Raw genomic sequence first — 22,427 nt, 5'->3', positions numbered from 1 at the left:
AAAGAAGACATATATTGGTCACCAAGGCACGCGCCGATTGTCGCAATCGTACTGACAGTTGTAACCCGTACGTGGAAGGCACCGGACGTATTTAATTTCTTCACCAATCTATGAGACCCATCGGTATGTCGGTTTGATTGAGGGGGATGCGGCAATGGTGGTTGCAAGGGCATTCGGGAAGTCTTCCGCGGATGCAAAAAAGCGGGAAATGGAGCGCCTGGCAGCCCTTGAGCAGCTGGATCTCCTCGACACGCCCCGAGACGATGGCTTTGATCGAATCGTGCGACTGATCAAGGAGATCTTCACGATCGATATCGGGCTCGTCACCCTCATCGATGCGCACCGCCAATGGTACAAGGCCTGCTCGGGCCTTTCGGCCGATGAGGTTCCGCGCGAAGACACGTTCTGCCGATACGTCGTCGACTACGAAGAACCAGTCATTGTACAGGACGCCACCAGAGATCCTCGTTTTGCCCAACATCCCGCCGTGACCGGCGACACCCACATCCGCTTTTATGCAGGCGTTCCGTTGCGCACCAGGGAAGGTCATATCATTGGCACCGTCTGCGCGATCGACCGAAAGCCGAGATCGTTCGGCGCCAAGGACCTCGCGATCCTGCAGGAACTGGCCGGGGCAGCAATGGACCGGATAGAGCTGCTGCAGTCGGCGGCAACCGACAGCCTGACCGAAACATTGACGCGCCGCGCTTTCAAGCAGGAGACTGACCAGCTGATTTCACTGGCCCTGCGCCACCAGCACAATCTCTCCTGCGTCATGCTGGACGTCGACCATTTCAAGAGCGTCAACGACACCTATGGTCATGCAGCAGGCGACGAGGTTCTCCGGGCCGTTGCGGCAACCTGCAGGGCAAACCTCAGAGCCGGCGACCTCCTTGGTCGTCTCGGCGGCGAAGAATTCTGCATCGTGCTCCCGCACATCGACCGCGAAGGCGCGATTGCCGTTGCCGAGAAAGTCAGGGCCGCGATTTCGTCTCAGCCCATCCAGGGGGACTTCGGTTCACTGAGCGTCACCGCGAGCTTTGGCGTCTCGTCGCTCTCCATCGTCACCAAGGACATCGACACGCTCCTGGCGCAAGCGGATGCCGCGATGTATCACGCCAAGCACAGCGGCCGAAATCGATGCGTTTCATGGGCATCGATCGGCGCAGAGCGTGCCATGGGCTCCCGCCGGCGTGTCCTGAAGGCCGGTGCCATCCTGTTCAATGATCGGCGTTCGACGATCGATTGCACCATCAAGACCCTCGGCATCGATAGCGCAGGCCTGTCGGTTTCCAGCTCGGCGGGCATTCCTCCCGAGTTTGTTCTGGCCATCAAGGGTGAAGGCTTCGAAACGCTGTGCCAGGTGATCGCGCAGGATCGGCAGAGCGTGGAAGTAGCCTTCAAGATCTGAAGGCCCCGCGCGCTGCAAAGCCGTATCAGTGCCCGTCGGGCGGGACGTCTGCCTTGGGGGTGTCCCCGACCAGATTCTTCCGATGGAAGATGAAAAGTCCGGCAAGCACGATCACGCCGGATCCCATAAGGATCTGGCTATCTGGCAGGTCGCCGAAGAACAGATAGCCCAGGACAATCGCCCATATCAGTAGGCTGTACTGCAGTGGTGCCAGAAGCGACGCCGGAGCCAGTTTCAGCGCTCGTGTGATCATCATGTGCGCACTGCCGGCAACGATGCCGAGCGCCAGCATGGCGGCGACATCAACGGCCGTCATCGGACCCCAGTTCCCGATGCTCAGGAACAGGCCGACGACGAAGGCCGCAATGGTCTGCCAGGTCACCAGTGTCACATCGCTCGTCTGCCGTAGGCGACGGCTGAGAACAAGCGTCAACGCAAAAGACAGGCTGCCGACAAGGCCGAAGATCGATGGCCAGGACAGCATGGCGGACGACGGCCGCAGCGCGATGACAACCCCGATGAAACCGATGAAGACGGCGAGCCAGCGGCGCCAGCCGATCGTCTCGCCTAGGAAGAAATGCGAGAACGCCGCCACGTAGATGGGACCGGCCATGTAGAATGTCATGACATCGGCAAGCGGGAGGTAGGCAACAGCCGCATAAAACAGCGCGACATCGCCCGTTGCAAGGACCATACGGAGGATATGCAGAGACGGGCGTTCCAGCTGGACCAGCGCAGCAGAGCCCTGCCGGACAATCATCGGCGCCAGCATGGCAAAGGAGCCCAGCGAGCGCAGCACCAGCACCTGGCCGACGGAAAAGCTCGCAACCAGCCACTTGCCCATCGCATCATTCAACGAGAACAGCACATCGCCAAGGAGCATCAGGAGCACCCCGGCAAGCACGGCATTGCCCACGGCGCTGGTCGCGCGAACGTTCATGGTGCTTCCTTCCAATCAAGCCGTTTTCTCGGCCTTTATCTTCATTTGACAGTAGTGCTAGGCGGCCGACTTTTTCGTCTCAGGCGCGACCCCGGCTCGGCCAGAACAATATTGTGGCCGCCAATATAAAAACCCGCCTCGAGGTTCACTGCGAGGCGGGTTGCCTGACTACGCAAGCTATGACTGGATCAGACGGCTATCGAATGCGTCCAGCCGTGTTGATCGTTCGAGGCGCCCTGCTGCAGGCCGACCAGTTGCTTGCGTAACTCGGCGGTCAGCGCACCGGTCTGTCCGTCGCCGATCTTGAACTCGCCACCCGCGTGACGCACGAGGCCGATACCGGCCAACACGGCGGCAGTGCCGCAGGCGAACGCTTCCTTGAGCTTGCCGCTGGCGGCATCGGCCTTCCACTCGTCGAACGAGTAGAGGCGCTGCTCGACGCGGATGCCCCGCTCTTCGGCAAGCGCGATCACCGATGCGCGGGTGATGCCCGGCAGAATGGTGCCGCCGAGCGGAGGCGTGACCATCGAGCCGTCCTGCATGACGAAGAATACGTTCATACCGCCGAGTTCTTCGACCCAACGATGCTCGGCCGCGTCAAGAAACACGACCTGGTCGCATTCGCGCTTTGCGGCTTCCGACTGGGCAACGAGGCTGGCGGCATAATTGCCGCCGCACTTCGCAGCGCCTGTTCCGCCGCTGGCGGCGCGGGTGAATTCCGTTTCGACCCAGACGGAGACTGCCTTGCTGCCACCCTTGAAATAGGAACCGGCAGGCGATGCGATGATGCAGAACACATATTCCTGCGCCGGCCGCACGCCGAGGAACGCCTCGTTCGCAAACATGAAGGGGCGGAGGTAGAGGCTGGCATCACCCGACGGGATCCAGGCCTTGTCAACGCGCACCAGCGCTTCGACCGCCTTGATGAAGAGCTCTTCCGGAACCGGCGGCATCGCCATACGCAGCGCCGACTGTGCAAACCGCCGCGCATTCTCTTCCGGCCGGAACAGCAGGACGCGCCCGTCCGCCGTCTTGTAGGCCTTCATGCCTTCGAAGATTTCCTGCGCGTAGTGGAGCACCGCGCTCGCCGGATCGATCGACAGCGGCCGCCGCGGCGTCACCTTCGCATCGTGCCAACCCTTGTCGGGCGTCCAGCGTGCGAGCACCATATGGTCGGTGAAAATCTTGCCGAAGCCGGGCGTCTCAAGGGCTTGAGCTCTATCTGCGTCGGAAACGGGTGAGGTGTGGAAATCGATCTGGATCTCCGGCAGTTCTGGATTCGTAGTCATGGAAACAGCCTTGGACATGGCGCGCTATCCGCGCGTGACTCCGTCAACATAAAGGAAAACAACGAAACGAGCAGTAGCCCTTTCGTGTCCCGGTTTCAAGCAATCGCTCGAACGCGCCGAAGGCCGCCTGAGCGGCTGGTGGAACCGCAGGCAGGGATTGCAGAAATCAGGGCACCATCGCCCTAAATCGCTATCTCGACCCTTCCGGGCGCACTGACCCGGCATATCGGTACAGACAGATGGAGAATGCCTCCTGCCCGCCACGACAGGTTGAGTTGATTGTCGCGGCGAACTCCTTGGCGCTGTCGCCGCGGCCATTGTTTCCATTGTACATTTTTTTCTAATACTCGATCACCGGCACGACAATTTCAGCCACCTTTGCGTGTGGCAACGAACCCCCTTCAACGAAGCCGCTAACCCTCGATTAAAAATCATCCAAATCGGCAGCCGCCCGAAAGTTCGGGGTGCGAATATTAACTTTAGGTTAACCATAAACATCGTTTACCATCGGTGACGACCTTGAGAGTCGTTGATTCGAAAGTCCTACGCGAGATTTGCGAACGGATGAGAGGAAAGACGATTACTGCGGCCAGACACATGCGTTTGCTGAGAGTGGTATCGCTGACGGCGTTAGCCGGGCTTGCTGCCGGCTGCACCTCCACCGGAGGCGTAAGACAACCAAACGTTGCGGAAACCGTAGCAAGCGAAAAAGCGCTTGCCCTGCCGCCGCCTGGCGGTCCGTCCATCGTGAGTGTCGTCGAGCGCAAGCATGGCAACGGCGCCGAGCAGACGATCTCGCTTTTCACCTCTTCGTCCGTACCCGGCCAGAACTTTCTCAAGGTGCAATTCATCGGCGCAAACGGCGTCAACCAGGGAACCGGCAACGCATCCCACAGGACAATCTCAGGGAGCCAGGTTTCTCGCGAGGCTTTTGCGGCGGCGCCCGGCGTGCCGATGGTGACCTCGCCGACCTTCCTGCAGAACAGTTATGGCCCGTTCGGCTACGCGTCTGGCCAAAGCCGGTCAGGCGACACCTGCGTCTACGCCTGGCAACAGATCAGCTCCAGCCGCAACGCGATGACGCAGGCCCGCAACTTCGGGATGATCCAGGTGCGGCTTCGCCTCTGCGACGCGCGCGCAACCGAACGCCAGCTGCTCGGCATCGTCTATGGCTACACCATCGTTGGCTCGTTCGACGGTGAGATCTGGAATCCCTACGGCGCCCCCCGGGGTGCCGATCCGACGATCGGAGGCACCGGCAGTCCGATTTATCCTGACGCTGGCGGTTACCGCGGCGTGCCGATGTCATTCGGATACGAGCCTGCGCCGGAGCCCACTCGCTCAGCCGTCACGCGACGCGCCGCTGCCACAACTCCGGCAGCCCCCGCCGCACTCCCCGCGGCGGTCGGGCCACGCGTGCCGCTTCCTGACATGCCGGGCGGCGCACCACAGGCGAGCATAGAGGCGCCGGTCGCACCGGTCGCCACACAGACAGAACAACAGACGGTGACGGCGAGCGGTGTGACCGTGCCGTCGCCGGATTGCATAGGCGACGCGGCCATGACGGCCGCTTGCCGGAGATAGTTTGATTCAACCGGTGCGCCATGCGCCCGATTTGTTGCTTTCGAAGGGACGCCGATGCATAAAGCCCTAAGCATCATCATATGGGCCGTGGTTTCGCTCTGCGTGATCGTACTGATCACCTTGCCGGTCAACCTGCAGACGCAGCTGATCGCGAGCATAACCGTCGTCGCGGTCATGGCGATCATCAAGGGATTGAAGGCGGAAGGCACATGGCGGCTCGTCGCGCTGGCCTTCGGCACCGCCATCGTCCTGCGCTATGTCTATTGGCGCACGACGAACACCCTGCCCCCGGTCAACCAGCCGGAAAACTTCATTCCCGGCCTGCTGCTCTACCTCGCGGAAATGTACAGCGTCGCCATGCTGGCGCTCAGCCTGTTCATCGTGGCAACGCCTCTGCCGTCCCGCCCCTCGCGAGCGGCCAGCGAAGATCGTTTTCCGCATGTCGACGTCTTCGTTCCGTCCTATAACGAGGACTCCCATCTGCTCGCCAACACCCTGGCTGCGGCAAAGGCAATGGATTACCCCGCCGAAAAGCTTCACGTCTGGCTTCTCGATGACGGCGGCACGCTCCAGAAGCGCAATTCCAACAAGCTCCTTGAGGCACAGGCCGCCGTTGCCCGCCACAACGAACTCAAGAAGCTATGCGAAGATCTCGACGTCAAATATCTGACGCGTGACCGCAACGAGCATGCCAAGGCCGGCAATCTCAACAACGGCATGCAACACTCCTCCGGTGAGCTCATTGCCGTCTTCGATGCCGACCATGCGCCGGCCCGGGACTTCCTGCTCGAAACGGTCGGCTATTTCGATGACGATCCGAAGCTTTTCCTCGTCCAGACGCCGCACTTCTTCATCAATCCCGATCCGCTGGAACGAAACCTCCGCACCTTCGACAACATGCCGAGCGAGAACGAGATGTTCTACGGGATCATCCAGCGCGGTCTCGACAAGTGGAACGCAGCGTTCTTCTGCGGCTCGGCCGCCGTGCTCAGCCGCCGGGCGCTGGAATCGCAAAACGGCTTCAGCGGCATCAGCATCACCGAGGACTGCGAAACCGCCCTTGCCCTGCATGGCAGCGGCTGGAACAGCATCTATGTCGACAAGCCGCTGATCGCCGGCCTGCAGCCCGCAACCTTCGCCAGCTTCATCGGCCAGCGTAGCCGCTGGGCCCAGGGCATGATGCAGATCCTGCGTTTCCGCTTCCCGCTTCTGAAGCGCGGCCTGACGATCCCGCAGCGCCTCTGCTACATGTCGTCCACGCTCTTCTGGCTCTTCCCGTTTCCGCGCACGATCTTTCTGTTTGCGCCGCTCTTCTATCTCTTCTTCGATCTGGAAATCTTCACGGCCTCCGGCGGCGAGTTCCTGGCCTACACGCTCGCCTACATGCTCGTGAACCTGATGATGCAGAATTACCTTTACGGTTCCTTCCGTTGGCCTTGGATCTCGGAGCTCTACGAGTATGTGCAGACGGTGCACCTCCTGCCCGCTGTCGTCTCGGTCATGCTCAATCCGCGAAAGCCGACCTTCAAGGTGACAGCCAAGGACGAGTCGATCGCAGTCAGCCGCCTGTCGGAAATCAGCCGGCCGTTCTTCGTCATCTTCGCCGTCCAGCTGGTGGCACTCGCAGTGACGATCTTCCGCATCTATGCCGAACCCTACAAGGCCGACGTTACCCTCGTCGTGGGCGGCTGGAACGTGATCAACCTGATCATGGCAGGCTGTGCGCTCGGCGTCGTCTCCGAGCGCGGCGAACGCGCCTCGTCGCGCCGCGTCCGCGTCAACCGCCGGTGCGAGTTTGGCGTCAACGGCAAGTGGTACACCGCCTCCATCGAGGACGTTTCGGTTCACGGTGCCCGCTTGCACGTCTTCAACAAGATGCTTGATCCGATGGTCATCGGTGCCGAGGGCGAAATCCGCTTCCAGCCCTATAGCGGCGCCGAGATGGAAACACTGCCGCTGATCGTCCGCAATATCCAGCCGTCGGGCGAAATCCTCGCGGTGGGTTGCCAGTACATTCCCAAGAGCGCGCTCGATCACCGACTGATCGCCGACCTGATGTTCGCCAACTCCAACCAATGGACGCAATTCCAGCAGGGACGTCGCCGCAACCCCGGCCTTATCCGCGGAACGATCTGGTTCCTGGGACTGTCGCTTTATCAGACGAGCCGCGGGCTGGTCTATTTCTTCCGCAGCATGCGGCCGGAGCGTGACCGGCAACAGCAGCAGCAGGCGGCAAAGGCGAACGGCTGATGAAGAAGGTTCTCTACGCTTCGTTCCTTCTCGTCGGCGCTTCGGCAATCGCCTACGCCCAGACGGCGCCGTTCGACATGTCGGGCGAACGCTCGCAAGGCGGCCAGCAGGTCATGCCACGGCTGACCCTGCCAGCCACACCAACGACACCCCAGGCTCAGCCTGCACCGCAGACGCCACCTGCGTCACAGCCATCACCGCCTGTAGCAGCGCCGGTACCGCCGCTCTCGCTGCAGCCGGCCGCGACCGCGGAACCGGCAGCACCCGCACCGGTGCAAGCACCGCCTGTTGTCCTTCTGCCTGCGAACCCTATCGTCACGACACCCGCTGCCCCCATCCCAACAGCACCCGCCGCTGCGCCCCCGCCGCCGGCGACAACGCGTCAGGCAGTGACCCAACCCGCCTCCGGCGAGGTTCACCGCTATGTCGTGCCCTTCGCAAAGTTCGGTCTCGACGGCGAATATGACCGCAAGTCTTGGTCGCTCTACCTGACGCCCGAGCAGGCCGCCTCGCCCGCCAAGTTCCATTTTTCCTATCAGAACGCCGTCGTCGTTGCCCCCGAAGCCTCGCAGCTGACAATCCTGATCAACAACAGAATGATCGGCCAGCAGCAGATCGGCTCATCGGAGGGCGCAACCCAAGTCTCCTTCGACGTCCCCCCGGGGCTGCTGCAGCCCGGCGCCAACCTGCTGACATTCGAAGCAAGCCATCGCCACCGCACCGACTGCACCGTTCAATCGACCTACGAGCTCTGGTCCGATATCGATCCCGAACAGACCTTCCTGGAATTTTCCGGAAAAGACGCCGCCAAGCTGTCCAGCACCGACGCCATCCGCGCGATCGGCGTCGACGGCGCAGGCAAGACGCAGTTCAATTTCGTCGTTCCGGCATTGGAACAGCCAGGCACCACAAAGCCGCTTCTGAGGCTTGCACAGGGGCTCGCGGTCCTGAGCGGTATGCCCAACGAGACGTTTTCATTCTCGGCCGACTCGCTGCCGCCGTCCGGTCCGGGCAAGATGGCTGTCATCGTCGGCACGCCGGCGGAACTGCAGCCGGTCTTTGCAGCCCCTTCGGCGGCACAAACAGCTCCCCTGGCAGCCTTCGTCAGCGATCCGCGCTCCGGGTCGCCCGTGCTTCTGGTAAGCGGCCCCTCGTGGCCCGCGATTTCCTCGGCGATCGACACGATCGTTTCCACGACGGACCGCGATCCCAACGTCCGGCGCGATACGCTCGCGACGCAGCGTTGGGTAGCGCCGGACGCACCGCTGCTCTTCGGAGACAGCAGGCTTTCCCTCTCGCAGCTCGGGGTGAAGACGACCGAGTTCTCGGGTCGCCGCTTCCGTACGAACTTCAACGTCGCGGTACCGGCGGATTTCTATGCCGATGCCTACGGCGAGGCGATGGTGTTGCTCGACGCCGCCTACACGCAGGATGTGCTGCCCGGCAGCCATGTCGACATCTACGTGAACGGCAATATCGCTTCCACCGTGCCTATCACGTCGACCGGCGGCGGCATCTTCCGCCACCTGCCGATCCGCGTCACGATGCGGCACTTCAAGCCGGGCCTGAATACGCTTTCGCTCGAAGTGATCATGATGACCAAGGAGGACGAGATCTGCGTGCCCGGGACGACGGCAGGAGCCGGCCCCCGTTTCGCACTCTTCGATACCAGCGAATTCCATATGCCGGATTTTGCCCGTGTCGGGCAGCGCCCCAACCTCGGCGCGCTTGCGGGCACCGGCTACCCCTTTGGTCGCAGCGCCGACCCGATCCCGTTGTTCCTGGACCGCGTCGATCCCGATACGCTGTCGGCAACGGCAACCGTCCTCGGCCAGATGGCCGTCGTCGCGGGGCGCCCGCTTCCGGTTGAGCCGGCCGCATCGCCGGCCGCCGTCGGTGCGCGTGACGCGATCTTCGTCGGCTCTATCTCCCAGATGCCTCCCGCCGTCCTTTCGCAGTTGAACATCTCGACAGCCAGCCAGGCATCGTGGCGGACGGCAACGGCCGCGCAGGCCAGCCAACCGGAATCGTCTGTGACCTTCGACGAATGGCGCTCCAAGGTAAGCGGCGGTGTATGGCGCGGACAGATCACATCGTTCCAGGAATGGCTGCGGCGCAACTTCGACATCTCATTGAGCTCGCTGCAGTTCGTCCCCGGTGCCGAAGAGATCTTCACGCCCTCAAACGTCGACAGCTTCATGATCGCGCAGGGGACGAGTGCTGCGGGCGACGCGTCGTGGACGGTCGTCACCGCGCCTTCCTCCAAGGATCTTCGCGAGGGCGCGGAAGCCCTTACCGCGCAGGAGAACTGGCCGCAGATCACTGGCCACATCACCACCTACTCCAGCAAGACCGGCAAGATCGAAACGGTGCCCGTCAGCCGTTTTGACTTCGTGTCCTCGCAACCTTGGTCGATCTCCAACTACCGCCTGATCGCCGCGAACTGGCTCTCGACCAACATTCTCTCCTATGCGGTCTTGTTGGTGGTGCTCGCGCTGCTGATCGGCGTCACGACCTCGGCCATGCTCGCAAGACTCGGCAGGCGCGAATGAGACATTGGCGCAAACTCCTTCTGGCCGGTGGCTTTGCGCTACTTGCGGCGTGCCAACCGGCGGCGGCGCAGCGTGCAGCTGTTCCGTCCGAAGCCTGGAGCGCCTACAAGGCGAAGTTCCTGGATGCCAACGGCCGCATCATCGATAACGGCAACGGCGGCATCAGTCACAGCGAGGGGCAAGGCTACGGACTCCTGCTGGCCTATCTGGCCAACAACCCCGCCGATTTCGAGCAGATCTGGTACTTCACCCGAACCGAATTGCTACTGCGAAACGATGGCCTCGCGGTCTGGAAATGGGACCCCGCCGTCACCCCTCACGTTACCGATACCAACAATGCGTCCGATGGCGATCTGCTGATCGCTTACGCGCTGGCTCTGGCAGGTTCAGCCTGGAACAAGAGCGACTATGTCGAGTCCGCGGCGGCCATCGCTCAAGCCCTGTTGTCGCACGCAATCATAAGCTCCGGCGGCCGTACGATTCTCTTGCCTGGTGTGGATGGCTTCAACGCGCCGGAGAGGAAAGACGGGCCCGTTATCAACCCGTCCTACTGGATCTATGAAGCGCTGCCGGTCATGGAACTGCTGGCCCCTTCCAAGGCGTGGCAGAAGCTGTCTCAGGATGGCCTTTCTCTGCTTCACTCCATGCAGTTCGGACCGCGCAAGCTTCCCGCCGATTGGGTCAGCCTGAACCGGCAGCCACGGCCGGCCGACGGTTTCGATGCCGAGTTCGGCTACAACGCCATCCGCATTCCGCTTTATCTTGCCCGCGCGGGAGTTTCGGACAAGGCACTGCTGCTACGGTTTCGAACAGGAATGACCGCCGACGGCAATACGCCGGCCACGATCGACTTGACGACTGGAAAGCCGAAGCACGAGCTTCCCGATCCCGGTTATCAAATTGTTAACGATGTTGTGGCCTGTGTGACTGACGGAACGAAGCTTCCCGCGTCGTCCCGACAGTTCGCGCCGTTATTCTACTATCCGTCCACCCTGCAACTGCTTGGGTTGGCCTTCGTCGGGGAGAAACATCCGGAGTGTCTGTGAAATCCTCGCTCGTTGCAGTCTCAGTTGCAGTCGTGGTGGCAGGCGTTGTCGCCGCGATCAAGGATCGCGCGGCTCTCCAGGAAGCGCTGGGTCTCGCTGCGTCCAACCGACCGATCCCCCAATTGATGCTCATGGGCCGCATCAGCGGACCCGATGGACCTGCCGAGAAACCTCGGATCGACGTCCAGTCCGTCTCCGACCGCATCCAGGCCGCCGCCCCGGCATCACTGTTGCCGGAAACGCAGACCCCACCCGCGCAGGAAGCCTCTCCGGCTCCTGTTGTCGCTCAGGCGCAGCAACCGGCGCCCACGCCGCAGGCTTCTCAGGCGGCGCAGCAACAGCAGCAAAAGGTCGATGAAAGCGCGCTGCGCTACTTCGCAAGCCGCGGCGACAAGGCGCGACTGCAGGCAGAAATATCACGACTGCAGGCGCTCTATCCGAACTGGGTCCCACCGGTGGATCCCCTTGCGATCCCACAGGGCGGAGACAAACAGCTGGAAGCCATGTGGCAGCTCTATTCCGAGGGGCGCTACGCGGAACTGCGAAAGCAGATCGCGGACCGGCAGGCCTCCGGCTGGCAGCCTCCCGCGGATCTGCTTGATCGCCTCGACGTCGCCGAAGCGCGTGCCCGGCTCGTCAACGCCTCGGACCTCAAGCAATACGCCACCGTCGTCCAGGTCGGCGCCGACACACCCAGCTTGCTGACCTGCAGCGATATCGACGTGCTCTGGCGTGTCGCGGAAGCCTTCGTCAAGACCGATCACACCCAGCGGGGGCAGGACGCCTACGCTTACATCCTGAAGAACTGCACCAATCCGCAGGAACGCCTGGCGACGATACAGAAGGCATCGGGCCTGCTCGCCTACGCGCCGATGCAGGAACTGCTGGCGCTCGAACGGCCGGACGGAAACGGCGGCCGCGAGTTCGACAGCATCCGCAACGATCTTGCCCGCCGCTTCATCGCCGCTGGCAATGATGACGCAAACCTCGCGGTTGCGCCCGACTATCTCTCCCAGGTCCAGCGTCTCGCGGAAACGCAGGGGCTCGCATCGGATAGTCTGCTTCTCGGCTGGTATCAGCTCCGCCGCGAAAACTACGCGGAAGCGGATAAATGGTTCCGCGCAGCCCGCGCTAAGGAGGATTCCGCGAGCGCCTCGCAGGGACTGGCGCTGACGCTGGTTGCGGAGAAGAAGTTTCCGGAAGCGGAAGACGTCATGTACAAATGGCGCAATACCTCTGCGGATGCGACAGCCACCTACCTCGCGGCAACTGCCAACCTGATGGCCATGCAGCCGCCTGCCAATATCGGCGAAGACGTCCTCGCACGCGTGGCCGCAGAGACCATCGCGCAGAAATACGTGCCGACGGCCCAGCAGTTCGGCTGGTATGCCCGCTCTCTCAACCAGCCGCAGACCGCTGCACGCTGGTTCGAAACGGCACTGCGCTGGAAGCCGGACGACGAACCATCCGCCTATGGCCTGGCAATCACGCGCGAACAGCTGAACGACCGCAAGGGCGTTGCCGAGGTGCAGCGTCTCTGGGCAGGTCGTTCTGCCCGGATCGCCACCATGGGCGAGACCGCCGCACTCAGGGCAACGGCGGCATCCCCGCTTCCCGCCCCCGGCGCGCTCGTGCCCCAACAACCAGCGGCATCGTCTCCGGCAGCCGGTTCCGCACCTGTCACAACGCTGGAAACCTCTGCCCCGGCACGCGCTCAAGCGACCATCGATGATCGACGTGCACCGTCAGCACAAGTCGCGACAGCTCCGCGCACCGCGCGCCAGACACGCGGTTGCTCGACAACGATCAACGCGCAGCTCCTCAACCCGACGGATGCGCTGACGCGCGGCTGGTGCCTGATGGACCTCAACCGGCCCATGGAGGCAGTCGAGGCCTTCGAAGCGGCGCTGAACAGTCCGACACGCAAGGTCCGGGAAGATGCCGCCTACGGGCAGAGCCTCGCCTACCTTCGCGCCGGCCTTTCCAACAACGCCGCGGTAGCAGCGACAAGGGCGCCGCAGCCCCGCCAGCGCGCCGCCGAGTTGCAGGTCGCGATATTGGCCGATCGCGCGCTCGCCGCTTTCGACGCCAAGCGCTACCGGGAAACCCTTGTTTACCTCGATCAGCGGGCTCAGTTGCAGCAGGAGCGCACCGACCTGCTGGTCCTGCGCGGGTATTGCTACCTCAAGCTCGAGATGTTCAGCGATGCGGACCGGGTCTTCACCGCTGCGGCCGCCACCGGCGACAAGGGCGGCTATCGAGGCCTGGCGGATCTGAAGGCCGCCACCCAACCCGACACCCCCTGATCGCTCGCGCCGATGGAAAAACGTGAGAAATGGAGCTAGGCGATACACGCCGCTCCAGTATCGGCGTGCCGCTAGCTCCAGCCGTCCAATAGCCGATTGTCGCCCAGATACGCCTTTTGGGGGTTGTCATCCCGGTCCAGACACGCAATGATCCCCTCGGGAAGCATGAAGTGACGGGAACCACACATGCCTAAGACTGGACGAGTAGCAGTATACGGAACGGCCCTTTCGGGGACCTGCATATTCACTGAGGAAGAAGGCGGCGGGAAAATTCGCGGCTGTCCGCGCTTCCTTGCCCTGGTTGCCGGCAAGTCGCGCCTGCGGCTTTCGGATGCCGCGAGCGGCAGGTCCGCATCCATCGAACTGCAGCAGGTCGATAAGCGCGGCAACGCATCATTCCGCTGGCTTTAGACACGCATATGAGGGCTTTCAGGTTCATGGCCGCGCTGCGACCAAGCCTATAAACTGCGACTAGGTCAACGCGCCAGCCAGCCGCCATCCACCGGCAGAACCGTCCCATGAACATAGTCTGATGCATGGGATGCCAGGAAAACGGCGGCACCACCAAGTTCCGAGGGCTTTCCCCATCGCCCGGCTGGAATGCGCGCGAGAATACCGGCGCTTCGTTCGGGATCCTCGCGCAGGGCAGCCGTGTTGTTGGTGACAAAATAGCCCGGCGCGATAGCGTTGACGTTGACCCCCTTGCCGGCCCACTTGCAAGCCAGAAGCCGAGTCAGTCCGGCAAGTCCGCTCTTCGACGCGGTATAGGACGGGATGCGGATACCGCCCTGAAACGAGAGAAGCGACGCGATGTTGATGATCTTGCCGCTGCCGCGCGTGAGCATGTGCCGGGCGGCCGCCTGCGACAGGAAGAACGCCGTCTTCAGGTTGACATCCATCACGGCATCCCAATCGGCTTCGGTAAAGTCGATCGCGTCAGCACGGCGGATGATCCCGGCATTGTTGACCAGGATATCGAGCGCGCCGAACATCGCGATTGTCTCCGCGACGATGGCTTTGACAGGTTCGATCGTGCCGAGATCAGCCTTGATGACATGAAAGCCCGCGCCCGCCGCGCGAACAGCCGACTGCGTCTCCTCCATCGAGGAGCGCCCGACAGCGACGATCGAGGCGCCGGCCGTCGCCAACGCGATCGCAATCGCCTGGCCGATGCCGGTATTGGCTCCCGTGACGACGGCAACGCGGCCGGAAAGATCGAAGAGGGTCATTTGTGGCTCACCTCAGGAATTCGGCCCGATGCGGCGTGAACGTGTCGATCAGCCTGCCCTTTTCCAGCGCCTTGACACCATGAACAAGGTCCGGCGGCACGATGAAGCTTCCGCCCTGCTCCAGCGTTTCCGTCCTGCCGTCGATTGTCACCTCGAAACGTCCCTCGGCAACATAGCTTGCCTGGATATGCGGGTGCGAATGCGGAGCACCGATGGCGCCCTTTTCGAAGACGACGTCGACCATCATCATCTCGGGCAGATAAGTCATGATGCGACGGGTTACGCCTGGCTCGGGGCTGGTCCACCCTGCGGCATTGGCAGAGACGAAAAGATCGCTTGATGGCATGTCGTTTATCCTCACTTCAAATCTTCAATCGCGACGAGATCGACGTCGGTATAGTCGACATTGTCGCCGGCCATCGCCCAGATGAACGTATAGCTGGACGTGCCGGCGCCGGAGTGAATCGACCATCCCGGTGAGAGGATGGCTTCCTCATTCTTGACGATGAGATGCCGCGTCTCGTTCGGCTCGCCCATCAGGTGGATGACGCGCGCGTTCTCCGGCAGGTCGAAATAGAGATAGGCCTCCATTCGCCGGTCGTGAACATGGCAAGGCATCGTGTTCCAGACGGAGCCCTCCGCGAGCGTCGTCATGCCGACGACGAGCTGGCAGGTCCTTGCGCCATCCGGGTGAATGAACTGGAATATGGAGCGCTCGTTGCTGGTGGCCTGCGATCCCACGTCAAGACGCCGGGCATCGTTGATGCCGATATGCTTTGCCGGGTAGCGCGAATGCGCAGGCGCGCTCAACAAATAGAACTTCGCTGGCTGCTCGGAAGAGACCGACTCGAACGTCACGGACGAGCCGAGCCCGGCATAGACCATGTCACGCGTCCCGGCCGAAAACCGCTCGCCGTCGACGGCGACGATGCCGGCACCGCCGATATTCACCGCGATCAGTTCGCGCCGCCCCAGCAGCGTGTCTGTTCCCGCGGGCTTGATCGTTTCCAACGCCAGCGGGCTGGATGTCGGCATGGCGCCACCGACGATCATGCGGTCATAGTTCGTATAATGAAGCTGGATGCGCCCCGGCACGAACAGCGGCGGCAGCAGAAAATTGTCGCGAAGCTCCTGCGTGCCGAAACGAGCGGCGGTTTTCGGATCGATCGCGAAGCGATTGGTGTAATCGGTGTGGCTCATGACACCTCCCATAATTTGTTATTGAACTCATCATACATATCGATGCATGTTAGACAACATATCGCCCGAACGTTTTCCACAAGGCGCCCGAAAGCGCCGACATATATCAGATCAAGTTATTATATTTAAACACTTTTTCTCTTTCCCTTTGAGAGAGAAACGCACCTTTGGAATAAAGATGAGATTTGTATATTTATTGACAGAATAGCCCACCATCCATTACCCATATCGAGACAACTGCGCGAGCGGATGCTCTCATAATCAGCAACCAAGAAGGAAGTGACGCCCTGAACACCGTGCCTCCAGCACCCGATCTCAATACGTCCCGACGACAAAAGCTGTCGGAGCGAATTGGCATGTCGCTGCGGCAGGATTTCCTTTCCGGGCAAGTCTCGATCGGCAAGAAGCTGCCGACCGAAACGCAACTCGCCGAAACCTTCGACGTCAGCCGCACCGTCATTCGCGAAGCCGTTGCAGCATTGGTCTCGGACGGGCTGGTGGAAACGCGTCAGGGCGCAGGCATCTTCGTGATAGAGCACCTGCAGCGGGCGGCGGCAGCGCCCCCGCTGATCAAGCAGGACACCTCGAGCAATATCTCTCACGCACTGAACGTGCTGGAAGTGCGCATTGCCCTTGAGATGGAGAGTGCCGCCCTCGCCGCGGCCCGTCGAAGCTCGTCGCAGGAAGCGCGGATCCAGGAGAGCTTCTTCGAGTTCGATCGCCTCCTGAAACTTGGCCAGCCGACCGGAACGGCGGACTTTTCGTTCCACCGGTCGATCGCGGAGGCGACGAATAATCCCTTCTACGTCGAGGTTCTGGATGCGCTCGGCACACGCACGATCCCCTGCGACGTCACGTCTCCCCATTCCACCGAAGAGGTGCTTTCCTTCAGCTATCAGGCAGGGCTGCAGAAGGAGCATCTCGCGATCCTGAACGCGATCTCCGCCGGCGACCCGGAGGCGGCGCGCGATGCCATGCGCACCCACCTGTCTTTGAGTCAGGAACGATATCGTGAACGGCTACGCGAGCGGCGTGCGCGCTATCAGAGCGACACGGGCGAGACCTAGGGCGTCAACGGTCGCCCATTTCCGCCTTCTTGCAGCCCTTCGGGAACCAATTCGCGTGCAGCGTCGTTAATGCGAAATCGCCGGACTACGGCTTGGGAGATGGCGCGCACCGCGCCAGGGCGCAAATGGCACGTCAGACGTACTGGAAAGGATACCTCAAGCTCTCGCTGGTCACCGCCTCGGTGTCGCTGACACCGGCGACCACCGACAGCAACCAGCTGCGCTTCCATGTTCTGAACAGGAAGACGAACAACCGCGTTGAGAGCCGGTATGTGGACAGCGTCACTCATAAGCCGATCTCCGACAAGGACCAGGTCAAAGGATACCCGCGCGGCGAGGACGACTATGTCATTCTCGAAGACGCCGAGATCAACGAAGTCGGCCTGGAAAGCACGCGCACGATCGATATCGACACGTTCGTGCCGCGCGGTTCGATCGACTGGATCTGGTACGACAAGCCGCATTTTCTCGTGCCCGAAGACAAGGTTGGGACGGAAGCGTTCTGCGTGATCCGCGAAGCGATGCAGGCAAATGGCGTCGTCGGCATCGCCCGCCTCGTTCTCTATCGGCGCGAGCGCGCGGTCCTGCTCGAACCACAGGGCAAGGGAATTATCCTCTGGACACTTCACTTCGGCGACGAGGTGCGAGCGCCCATCGCTCCCCTGGACAGCGAAGAGAAGGTCGACGGCACCGTGCTTTCCCTCATGAACAAGCTCGTCCAAGACAGGACCGAGGACTGGAAGCCTTCGATGGTGCAGGACCCGGTGCAAAAGCGCCTGAAAGCAATGATCCGCGCCAAGCAGAAGTCGCTGGTCAAGACGGCCGCGGGTTCAAAGCGGCCGACCGTGAAACCGACCGGCAACATCGTCAACATGATGGACGCGCTGAAAAAAAGCCTCGCCAAGGAAACAAGCCGGCCAAAGCATTGACCGGCCAAGCTGCTATTTTCGCTTCGCCAGCGGCACTGCCGCCGCGAAGAAATCCGCCCAGGGATCGTGACGCAAGGCATCGAGACGGATCGGCGCATTGTCGATCGTGAAGTAGGCAGGACCAATCTCTTCAGTCAGCTCGTCCCAGCCAAGCGGCATCGATACCGCGGCGCCAGGACGCGCACGCGTCGAATAGGCTGCCACCGCCGTATTGCCACGTCCGTTTCGCAAATAGTCGATGAAGATCTTGCCGTCGCGTTTCGCCTTGGTTGCGGTCGCCAGATATTTGTCCGGCTGATCGCTCGACATTCCGTCAGCCAGCGCCTTGGCAAACGCTTTCACTTCGCCCCAGCCAGCCTTGGGCTTCAATGGTGTCACCACATGGAGACCCTTGCCTCCAGAGGTCTTGACGAAAGCCGCAAGACCCATCGCTTCGATACGGTCTTTAAGCTCCCTCGCCGCCACCATCACCTCCTGCCACGAGACGTCATCGGCAGGGTCGAGATCCATGGTGACCATGTCCGGCTTTTCCCAGCTTCCCGTCGTCGCGCCCCACGGATGCACCTCCAGCACGGCCGATTGTACGAGCGCGATCATGCCGTCGAAGTCGCTGATGCGGAGTAGTTTGTCGCCACCCTTGTCCTTCGGGTCGGCAACCTGCTCGATATGGGGGTTCATCCCCTTCCAGGCGTGTTTCTGGAAGAACCGCTGATGGCCCGCGACGCCGTCGGGGCACCGCAAGAGAGACAGGGGACGATTGACCACGAAGGGCTGGATAAACCGCCAGACCCTGGCATAGTAATCGGCAAGTCCCTGCTTGGTGACACCTTGTTCCGGCCAATAGATGCGGTCTGGATGGGTCAGCGTGACACCTGAATGCGGCAGGTCCACCGTGATCGTCTTTCCTGTTTCCTTCATCACATCCTCGGCGGGTTTGTCCTCGCGCAAACCGCGAAACGCCGCATGGCGCAGGTTTTCGTCGCGTGACCATGCCTGGAATTCGACCTCGGCGACAAGCCGTGGTTCAACATAGACCAGATTGCGCCGCTCTTCCGCCGTCAGCGGCTCGCCGAAGGGACTGTCGTTGCGCTCCAGGGCCGACAGTTGTTCATAGAGCGATTGTGCGACGGTCACGGTGTAACCGGTCCCCACCCTGCCGGCATATTTGAACACCCCGTTCTTGTAGTGCCCCATGGCCAGCGACCCGATGGCATGCTTCATCGCCGTCGACGGCACATAGCCACCAATGACGAACTCCTGCCGTTTCGAGCATTTTGACTTGACCCAATCGCCGCTGCGGCCAGACGTATATTCGCTGTCTCCCAGTTTGGAGATTATGCCCTCCAGCCCGAGCAGGCGGGCGTGCTCCAGCACGAGCCCGCCCTTCTCGGTGAAATGGACACTGAAGCGAAGTCGCGGGTCTGCGTCCGAGAGGATGGTCTCGAGCAGCGCCTTGCGGTCGGTGAGCTTCGACTTTCTGAGATCGTAGCCGTCGAGGTAGAGAAGATCGAACGCATAGAACGCGAAGCGATCCTGTCTCCCCTCGCTAAGGTCGCTCTGGAGTGCTGAAAAATCGGAAGCGCCAGTCTCGCGTTCGACGACGATCTCACCATCGATCACCGCCGAACGGATAGGAAGTCCTTCAAAAACCGTGGCTATTTCCTGGCCGAAACGCTCCGTCCAGTCCAAGCCGGTTCGCGTCAGCAACGCAACCTTGCCGCCTTCGATCCGAACCTGCAGCCGGTATCCATCGAACTTGATCTCGTGGATCCACTCGTCGCCGGCGGGCGGTTTGGGTTTCAGTTTGGCGAGCTGTGGTTCGATGAACACCGGCATCGCCGCCTTCTCGGCACCCTTCGGCCACGCATGACGCACCGGCCGGGTAGATCGCTGAGCCTTGAGCGTTTCAGCCTTGGCATTCCCGCGTGGCCGCGAGTTCCAGGTCGCATCCGGATGCCGCGCCACATCCTCGATCTTTCGACCGGTCTTTGCAGATTCCGGGCGCTGCTTGAGAATGTCACCCTTCTGCCGCGCCTCCTCGTCTTCCGCCTTGATCAGCAGCCAGTTCTCCTGCTTTTCACCCGGCTTCCCGTGCATCCGAACAAGGTGCCAGCGCCCCTTCAGCTTCTCGCCGTCGAGGTCGAATTCCATGTGCCCCTTCTTGTAGGCCTTATGCGCATCGCCATGCGGGCTCCACGTGCCACGATCCCAAACGATCACCGTGCCGCCACCATATTGACCCTTCGGGATAATTCCCTCGAAGTCCCCATAGGCAAGCGGATGATCCTCGACATGCACCGCAAGCCGCTTTTCGTCAGGATTGAGGCTCGGCCCGCGCGTGACGGCCCAGCTTTTCAGCACACCGTCGAGCTCGAGGCGAAAATCATAGTGCAGCCGTGTCGCATCATGTTTCTGAATGACGAAACTCAGCGCATTGCTGCCGGCTGTCCTTGCAGGGCGCTTGTCGCCGCGGGGCTCGGAGGTGACCTTGAAGTTGCGCTTGGCCTGGTAGGTCTCGAGCCCCATCGTCAGCTTGCCTTTGGCTGATCGCTAGCAGCGTTCTTGCGTGCCTTGCCGGCGGCCGGCTTGGCGCTGACCTTTGCACTCTGGCGCAGGGCTTCCATGAGATTGATGACCTTGCCTTCCGGCTTGGGCTGCTTCTGCGGCAGCGGTCGACCCTCGATCTTCGCCTTGACGAGTTCCGACAGCGCCACCTCGTAGCGATCCTCGTACTCCTGCGGATTGAAGGCGCCTTTCTTCGTTCCGATGATATGGCCCGCGAGTTCGAGCATTTCCTTGTCGAACTTTATCTCGGGGATGTCCTTGAACACGGTCTCCGCGTTCCGGACTTCATAGTCGTAGTTCAACATCGTCGCGATCACATGGTCGTCTTGCGGCCGGATCAGCACGGTCCGGTTCTTGCGAAATAGCACCGCCTCCCCGATCGCCGCGACTTTCTGATCGCGCATCGCCCTTGCAATCAAGGCAAGCGCGTCCTCGTCGTCGTCGCTGACAGGCGCAAGATGGTAGGACTTGTCGAAGTAGAGCTTGTTGATCCCGTCAAAGGGAACAAAGCTCTGGACGTTCAGCAACTTGTCGCTCTCTGGCGCAAGGCCCGCGAGTTCGTCGCCTTCGATGGTGATGTAGTCGCCGCTGTCGAGGCGGTATCCCTTGACCTGATCCTCACGCTCCACCGGTTTGCCGGTCTCGCTGTCGACGAATTGTCGTTCCACGCGATGACCGGTCTTGCGGTTGACGATGTTGAAGGAGATACGATCGGAAGAAGAGACGGCGGTGTAAAGTCCCACGGCGCAGGTGAGATCCGCGACCTTCAGATGGCCTTTCCAGATTGCCCGTGCTGCCATGGCATCCCTCCACCGTCGCCCCGATGACAGGAGCCAGCCGAATCAACTGATCAGATCGGAAAAAGTTCCGCGAGATCACCATCATGGCGCTGGTTTTGCGGCGAGATGCAAAAAGGCCAGGGCGATAGGCGGAAGCGAAAGATGTGAAGCTACATTCCCCCGGTGTCGCAATTCTGCGACAGTTCCCGGACGACAAGGAGATATCCGTCTGGCAGTACGCTGTTGCAACGAATTGCAATAGCCCGTCCTTTACGTCAGACTGACCTAATATTTGGTGGGAGGAACCAATGCACGAACACTCTGCTCATGCGGAGCATGTCTACACGTGCACACAGCGGGATTCGGCTGCCGCGAGTTCTTCGATCGTTGCATCGTGGCGCCGTTGCATTGCCATGCACCAGCTCGCGCCCGAAGACGCGCGCGAACCACTTCGCCTGACCGAAAGCGAATTCAGGACCGCCAGGGCGGAATCCGAACAACTGATCGTCAACGCCTCCGACGAACTCGACCGACTGTTCACCACCGTCGGCAAGACGGGCTGCTGCCTGCTGCTCACCGACCGCAACGGCATCGCGCTCGAACGGCGCGGCGCAGCAGGCGACGACAAGCACTTCCACGAACTCGGACTGTGGACCGGCTCGATCTGGACCGAAGCGAGCATCGGCACCAACGGCATCGGCACCGCGATCGCGGACGAACGCGCCCTCTCGATTTTCCGCGATCAGCATTTCTTCTCTTCGAACATCAGCCTGAGCTGCACGACGGCACCGATCCGCGACCATCGCGGCCAGCTGGCGGCGGCGCTCGACATCTCGACCTGCCGCGACGACGTCAACGAAATGACACTGGCGATGCTGACCCAGATGGTCAGGGATGCCGCCATGCGCATCGAGATCAATCTCTTCCGCAGCGCCTTTGCCGGAGCACGTTTCCTGATGGTGCCGCAGGGTGGCCCGAACCCTGCTGCGGCCCTTCTCGCTGTCGATCGGCACGATCTGGTCCTGGGTGCCACAAGGGCAGCGCGCCTGGCACTGAAGCTTGATGACCGGCGCATTGCCGCCGGAATTCCCGCAGCCGACGCACTGCACGAGACCCGCCTTTCCGACGACGAGGATCTGATCGACGCCGAGCGCGCGGCTTTGCTTCGCGCCCTTTCGCGCGCTGGCGGCAACGTCTCTCAGGCCGCGGCTGCGCTCGGCATGAGCCGCGCAACGCTTCATCGGAAGATGAAACGCCTCAACCTTCACTGACGCCCGGAT

General features: G+C 61.6%; 17 protein-coding genes. 10 read left to right on the top strand and 7 right to left on the bottom strand.

Annotated features, from left to right (window positions below; all coding sequences use genetic code 11):
- The first annotated feature begins 154 nt into the window (after nt 1–154).
- On the top strand, nt 155–1,411 hold the full coding sequence (locus tag QTL94_RS15975) for a sensor domain-containing diguanylate cyclase (protein WP_289802533.1): 1,257 nt from the start codon (nt 155–157) through the stop codon (nt 1,409–1,411).
- 25 nt (nt 1,412–1,436) lie between these two features.
- Here QTL94_RS15975 and QTL94_RS15970 read toward each other — a convergent pair whose 3' ends face one another.
- On the bottom strand, nt 1,437–2,351 hold the full coding sequence (locus QTL94_RS15970) for a DMT family transporter (protein ID WP_289802532.1): 915 nt from the start codon (nt 2,349–2,351) through the stop codon (nt 1,437–1,439).
- 188 nt (nt 2,352–2,539) lie between these two features.
- Nucleotides 2,540–3,640 (bottom strand): branched-chain amino acid aminotransferase, encoded by a 1,101-nt coding sequence (locus tag QTL94_RS15965; RefSeq protein WP_289802531.1) that lies wholly within the window; start codon nt 3,638–3,640, stop codon nt 2,540–2,542.
- A 597-nt stretch (nt 3,641–4,237) separates the two neighbouring features.
- Here QTL94_RS15965 and bcsN point away from each other — a divergent pair.
- From bcsN to QTL94_RS15935, 6 genes are all read left to right on the top strand, one after another.
- On the top strand, nt 4,238–5,224 hold the full coding sequence (gene bcsN, locus QTL94_RS15960) for a cellulose biosynthesis protein BcsN (RefSeq protein WP_289802530.1): 987 nt from the start codon (nt 4,238–4,240) through the stop codon (nt 5,222–5,224).
- 54 nt (nt 5,225–5,278) lie between these two features.
- Nucleotides 5,279–7,474 (top strand): UDP-forming cellulose synthase catalytic subunit, encoded by a 2,196-nt coding sequence (gene bcsA / locus QTL94_RS15955; protein WP_065693519.1) that lies wholly within the window; start codon nt 5,279–5,281, stop codon nt 7,472–7,474.
- Nucleotides 7,474–10,026: a cellulose biosynthesis cyclic di-GMP-binding regulatory protein BcsB gene (locus QTL94_RS15950; protein WP_289802529.1), complete on the top strand. Its 2,553-nt coding sequence runs from the start codon at nt 7,474–7,476 to the stop codon at nt 10,024–10,026. The genes bcsA and QTL94_RS15950 overlap by 1 nt, the downstream gene beginning before the upstream one ends.
- Complete coding sequence (locus tag QTL94_RS15945; RefSeq protein WP_065693517.1) at nt 10,023–11,072, top strand: family 8 glycosyl hydrolase; 1,050 nt, start codon at nt 10,023–10,025, stop codon at nt 11,070–11,072. The genes QTL94_RS15950 and QTL94_RS15945 overlap by 4 nt, the downstream gene beginning before the upstream one ends.
- Nucleotides 11,069–13,378 (top strand): cellulose synthase, encoded by a 2,310-nt coding sequence (locus QTL94_RS15940; protein WP_289802547.1) that lies wholly within the window; start codon nt 11,069–11,071, stop codon nt 13,376–13,378. Before QTL94_RS15945 ends, QTL94_RS15940 begins: the two co-directional genes overlap by 4 nt.
- Nucleotides 13,379–13,564: 186 nt before the next feature.
- Nucleotides 13,565–13,789: a hypothetical protein gene (locus tag QTL94_RS15935; RefSeq protein WP_065693515.1), complete on the top strand. Its 225-nt coding sequence runs from the start codon at nt 13,565–13,567 to the stop codon at nt 13,787–13,789.
- A gap of 65 nt (nt 13,790–13,854) precedes the next feature.
- Here QTL94_RS15935 and kduD read toward each other — a convergent pair whose 3' ends face one another.
- From kduD to kduI, 3 genes are read right to left on the bottom strand one after another with little or no spacing between them, the layout of a single operon-like run.
- On the bottom strand, nt 13,855–14,607 hold the full coding sequence (gene kduD, locus QTL94_RS15930; protein WP_289802528.1) for a 2-dehydro-3-deoxy-D-gluconate 5-dehydrogenase KduD: 753 nt from the start codon (nt 14,605–14,607) through the stop codon (nt 13,855–13,857).
- Nucleotides 14,608–14,614: 7 nt separating this feature from the next.
- Nucleotides 14,615–14,953, bottom strand: a complete 339-nt coding sequence (locus tag QTL94_RS15925; protein WP_065693513.1) for a cupin domain-containing protein — start codon at nt 14,951–14,953, stop codon at nt 14,615–14,617.
- Nucleotides 14,954–14,964: 11 nt separating this feature from the next.
- Entirely contained in the window at nt 14,965–15,807 is an 843-nt protein-coding gene (kduI, locus tag QTL94_RS15920) for a 5-dehydro-4-deoxy-D-glucuronate isomerase (protein WP_141684031.1), read from the bottom strand.
- 287 nt (nt 15,808–16,094) lie between these two features.
- Here kduI and QTL94_RS15915 point away from each other — a divergent pair, with 287 nt between their 5' ends.
- Together QTL94_RS15915 and ku (QTL94_RS15910) are read left to right on the top strand one after the other, a co-directional pair.
- On the top strand, nt 16,095–16,874 hold the full coding sequence (locus QTL94_RS15915) for a FadR/GntR family transcriptional regulator (protein ID WP_083199645.1): 780 nt from the start codon (nt 16,095–16,097) through the stop codon (nt 16,872–16,874).
- A 125-nt stretch (nt 16,875–16,999) separates the two neighbouring features.
- Nucleotides 17,000–17,803, top strand: a complete 804-nt coding sequence (gene ku / locus QTL94_RS15910; RefSeq protein ID WP_289802527.1) for a non-homologous end joining protein Ku — start codon at nt 17,000–17,002, stop codon at nt 17,801–17,803.
- A 12-nt stretch (nt 17,804–17,815) separates the two neighbouring features.
- On the opposite strand, the gene ligD is transcribed toward ku (QTL94_RS15910), so the two are convergent.
- Nucleotides 17,816–20,329: a DNA ligase D gene (ligD, locus tag QTL94_RS15905; protein WP_065693509.1), complete on the bottom strand. Its 2,514-nt coding sequence runs from the start codon at nt 20,327–20,329 to the stop codon at nt 17,816–17,818.
- A 2-nt stretch (nt 20,330–20,331) separates the two neighbouring features.
- Nucleotides 20,332–21,168, bottom strand: coding sequence for a non-homologous end joining protein Ku (gene ku, locus QTL94_RS15900; RefSeq protein ID WP_289802526.1), 837 nt, complete (start codon nt 21,166–21,168; stop codon nt 20,332–20,334).
- A gap of 287 nt (nt 21,169–21,455) precedes the next feature.
- On the opposite strand from ku (QTL94_RS15900), the gene QTL94_RS15895 reads away from it, so the two are divergent.
- Complete coding sequence (locus tag QTL94_RS15895) at nt 21,456–22,418, top strand: helix-turn-helix domain-containing protein (RefSeq protein ID WP_289802525.1); 963 nt, start codon at nt 21,456–21,458, stop codon at nt 22,416–22,418.
- Nucleotides 22,419–22,427 lie beyond the last annotated feature (9 nt).

This window comes from Rhizobium sp. S96 (assembly GCF_030382195.1).
Taxonomy (GTDB): domain Bacteria; phylum Pseudomonadota; class Alphaproteobacteria; order Rhizobiales; family Rhizobiaceae; genus Rhizobium.
This window is presented reverse-complemented; position numbering and strand designations above follow the sequence as displayed.

Coding starts and splice junctions, on each gene's coding strand:
- ku (WP_289802526.1), bottom strand. CDS start 21,168: ATGGCAGCACGGGCAATCTGGAAAGGCCATCTGAAGGTCGCGGATCTC.
- QTL94_RS15895 (WP_289802525.1), top strand. CDS start 21,456: ATGCACGAACACTCTGCTCATGCGGAGCATGTCTACACGTGCACACAG.
- QTL94_RS15970 (WP_289802532.1), bottom strand. CDS start 2,351: ATGAACGTTCGCGCGACCAGCGCCGTGGGCAATGCCGTGCTTGCCGGG.
- bcsN (WP_289802530.1), top strand. CDS start 4,238: ATGCGTTTGCTGAGAGTGGTATCGCTGACGGCGTTAGCCGGGCTTGCT.
- bcsA (WP_065693519.1), top strand. CDS start 5,279: ATGCATAAAGCCCTAAGCATCATCATATGGGCCGTGGTTTCGCTCTGC.
- QTL94_RS15925 (WP_065693513.1), bottom strand. CDS start 14,953: ATGCCATCAAGCGATCTTTTCGTCTCTGCCAATGCCGCAGGGTGGACC.
- kduD (WP_289802528.1), bottom strand. CDS start 14,607: ATGACCCTCTTCGATCTTTCCGGCCGCGTTGCCGTCGTCACGGGAGCC.
- ku (WP_289802527.1), top strand. CDS start 17,000: ATGGCACGTCAGACGTACTGGAAAGGATACCTCAAGCTCTCGCTGGTC.
- QTL94_RS15950 (WP_289802529.1), top strand. CDS start 7,474: ATGAAGAAGGTTCTCTACGCTTCGTTCCTTCTCGTCGGCGCTTCGGCA.
- QTL94_RS15975 (WP_289802533.1), top strand. CDS start 155: ATGGTGGTTGCAAGGGCATTCGGGAAGTCTTCCGCGGATGCAAAAAAG.
- QTL94_RS15935 (WP_065693515.1), top strand. CDS start 13,565: ATGCCTAAGACTGGACGAGTAGCAGTATACGGAACGGCCCTTTCGGGG.
- ligD (WP_065693509.1), bottom strand. CDS start 20,329: ATGGGGCTCGAGACCTACCAGGCCAAGCGCAACTTCAAGGTCACCTCC.
- kduI (WP_141684031.1), bottom strand. CDS start 15,807: ATGAGCCACACCGATTACACCAATCGCTTCGCGATCGATCCGAAAACC.
- QTL94_RS15945 (WP_065693517.1), top strand. CDS start 10,023: ATGAGACATTGGCGCAAACTCCTTCTGGCCGGTGGCTTTGCGCTACTT.
- QTL94_RS15965 (WP_289802531.1), bottom strand. CDS start 3,640: ATGACTACGAATCCAGAACTGCCGGAGATCCAGATCGATTTCCACACC.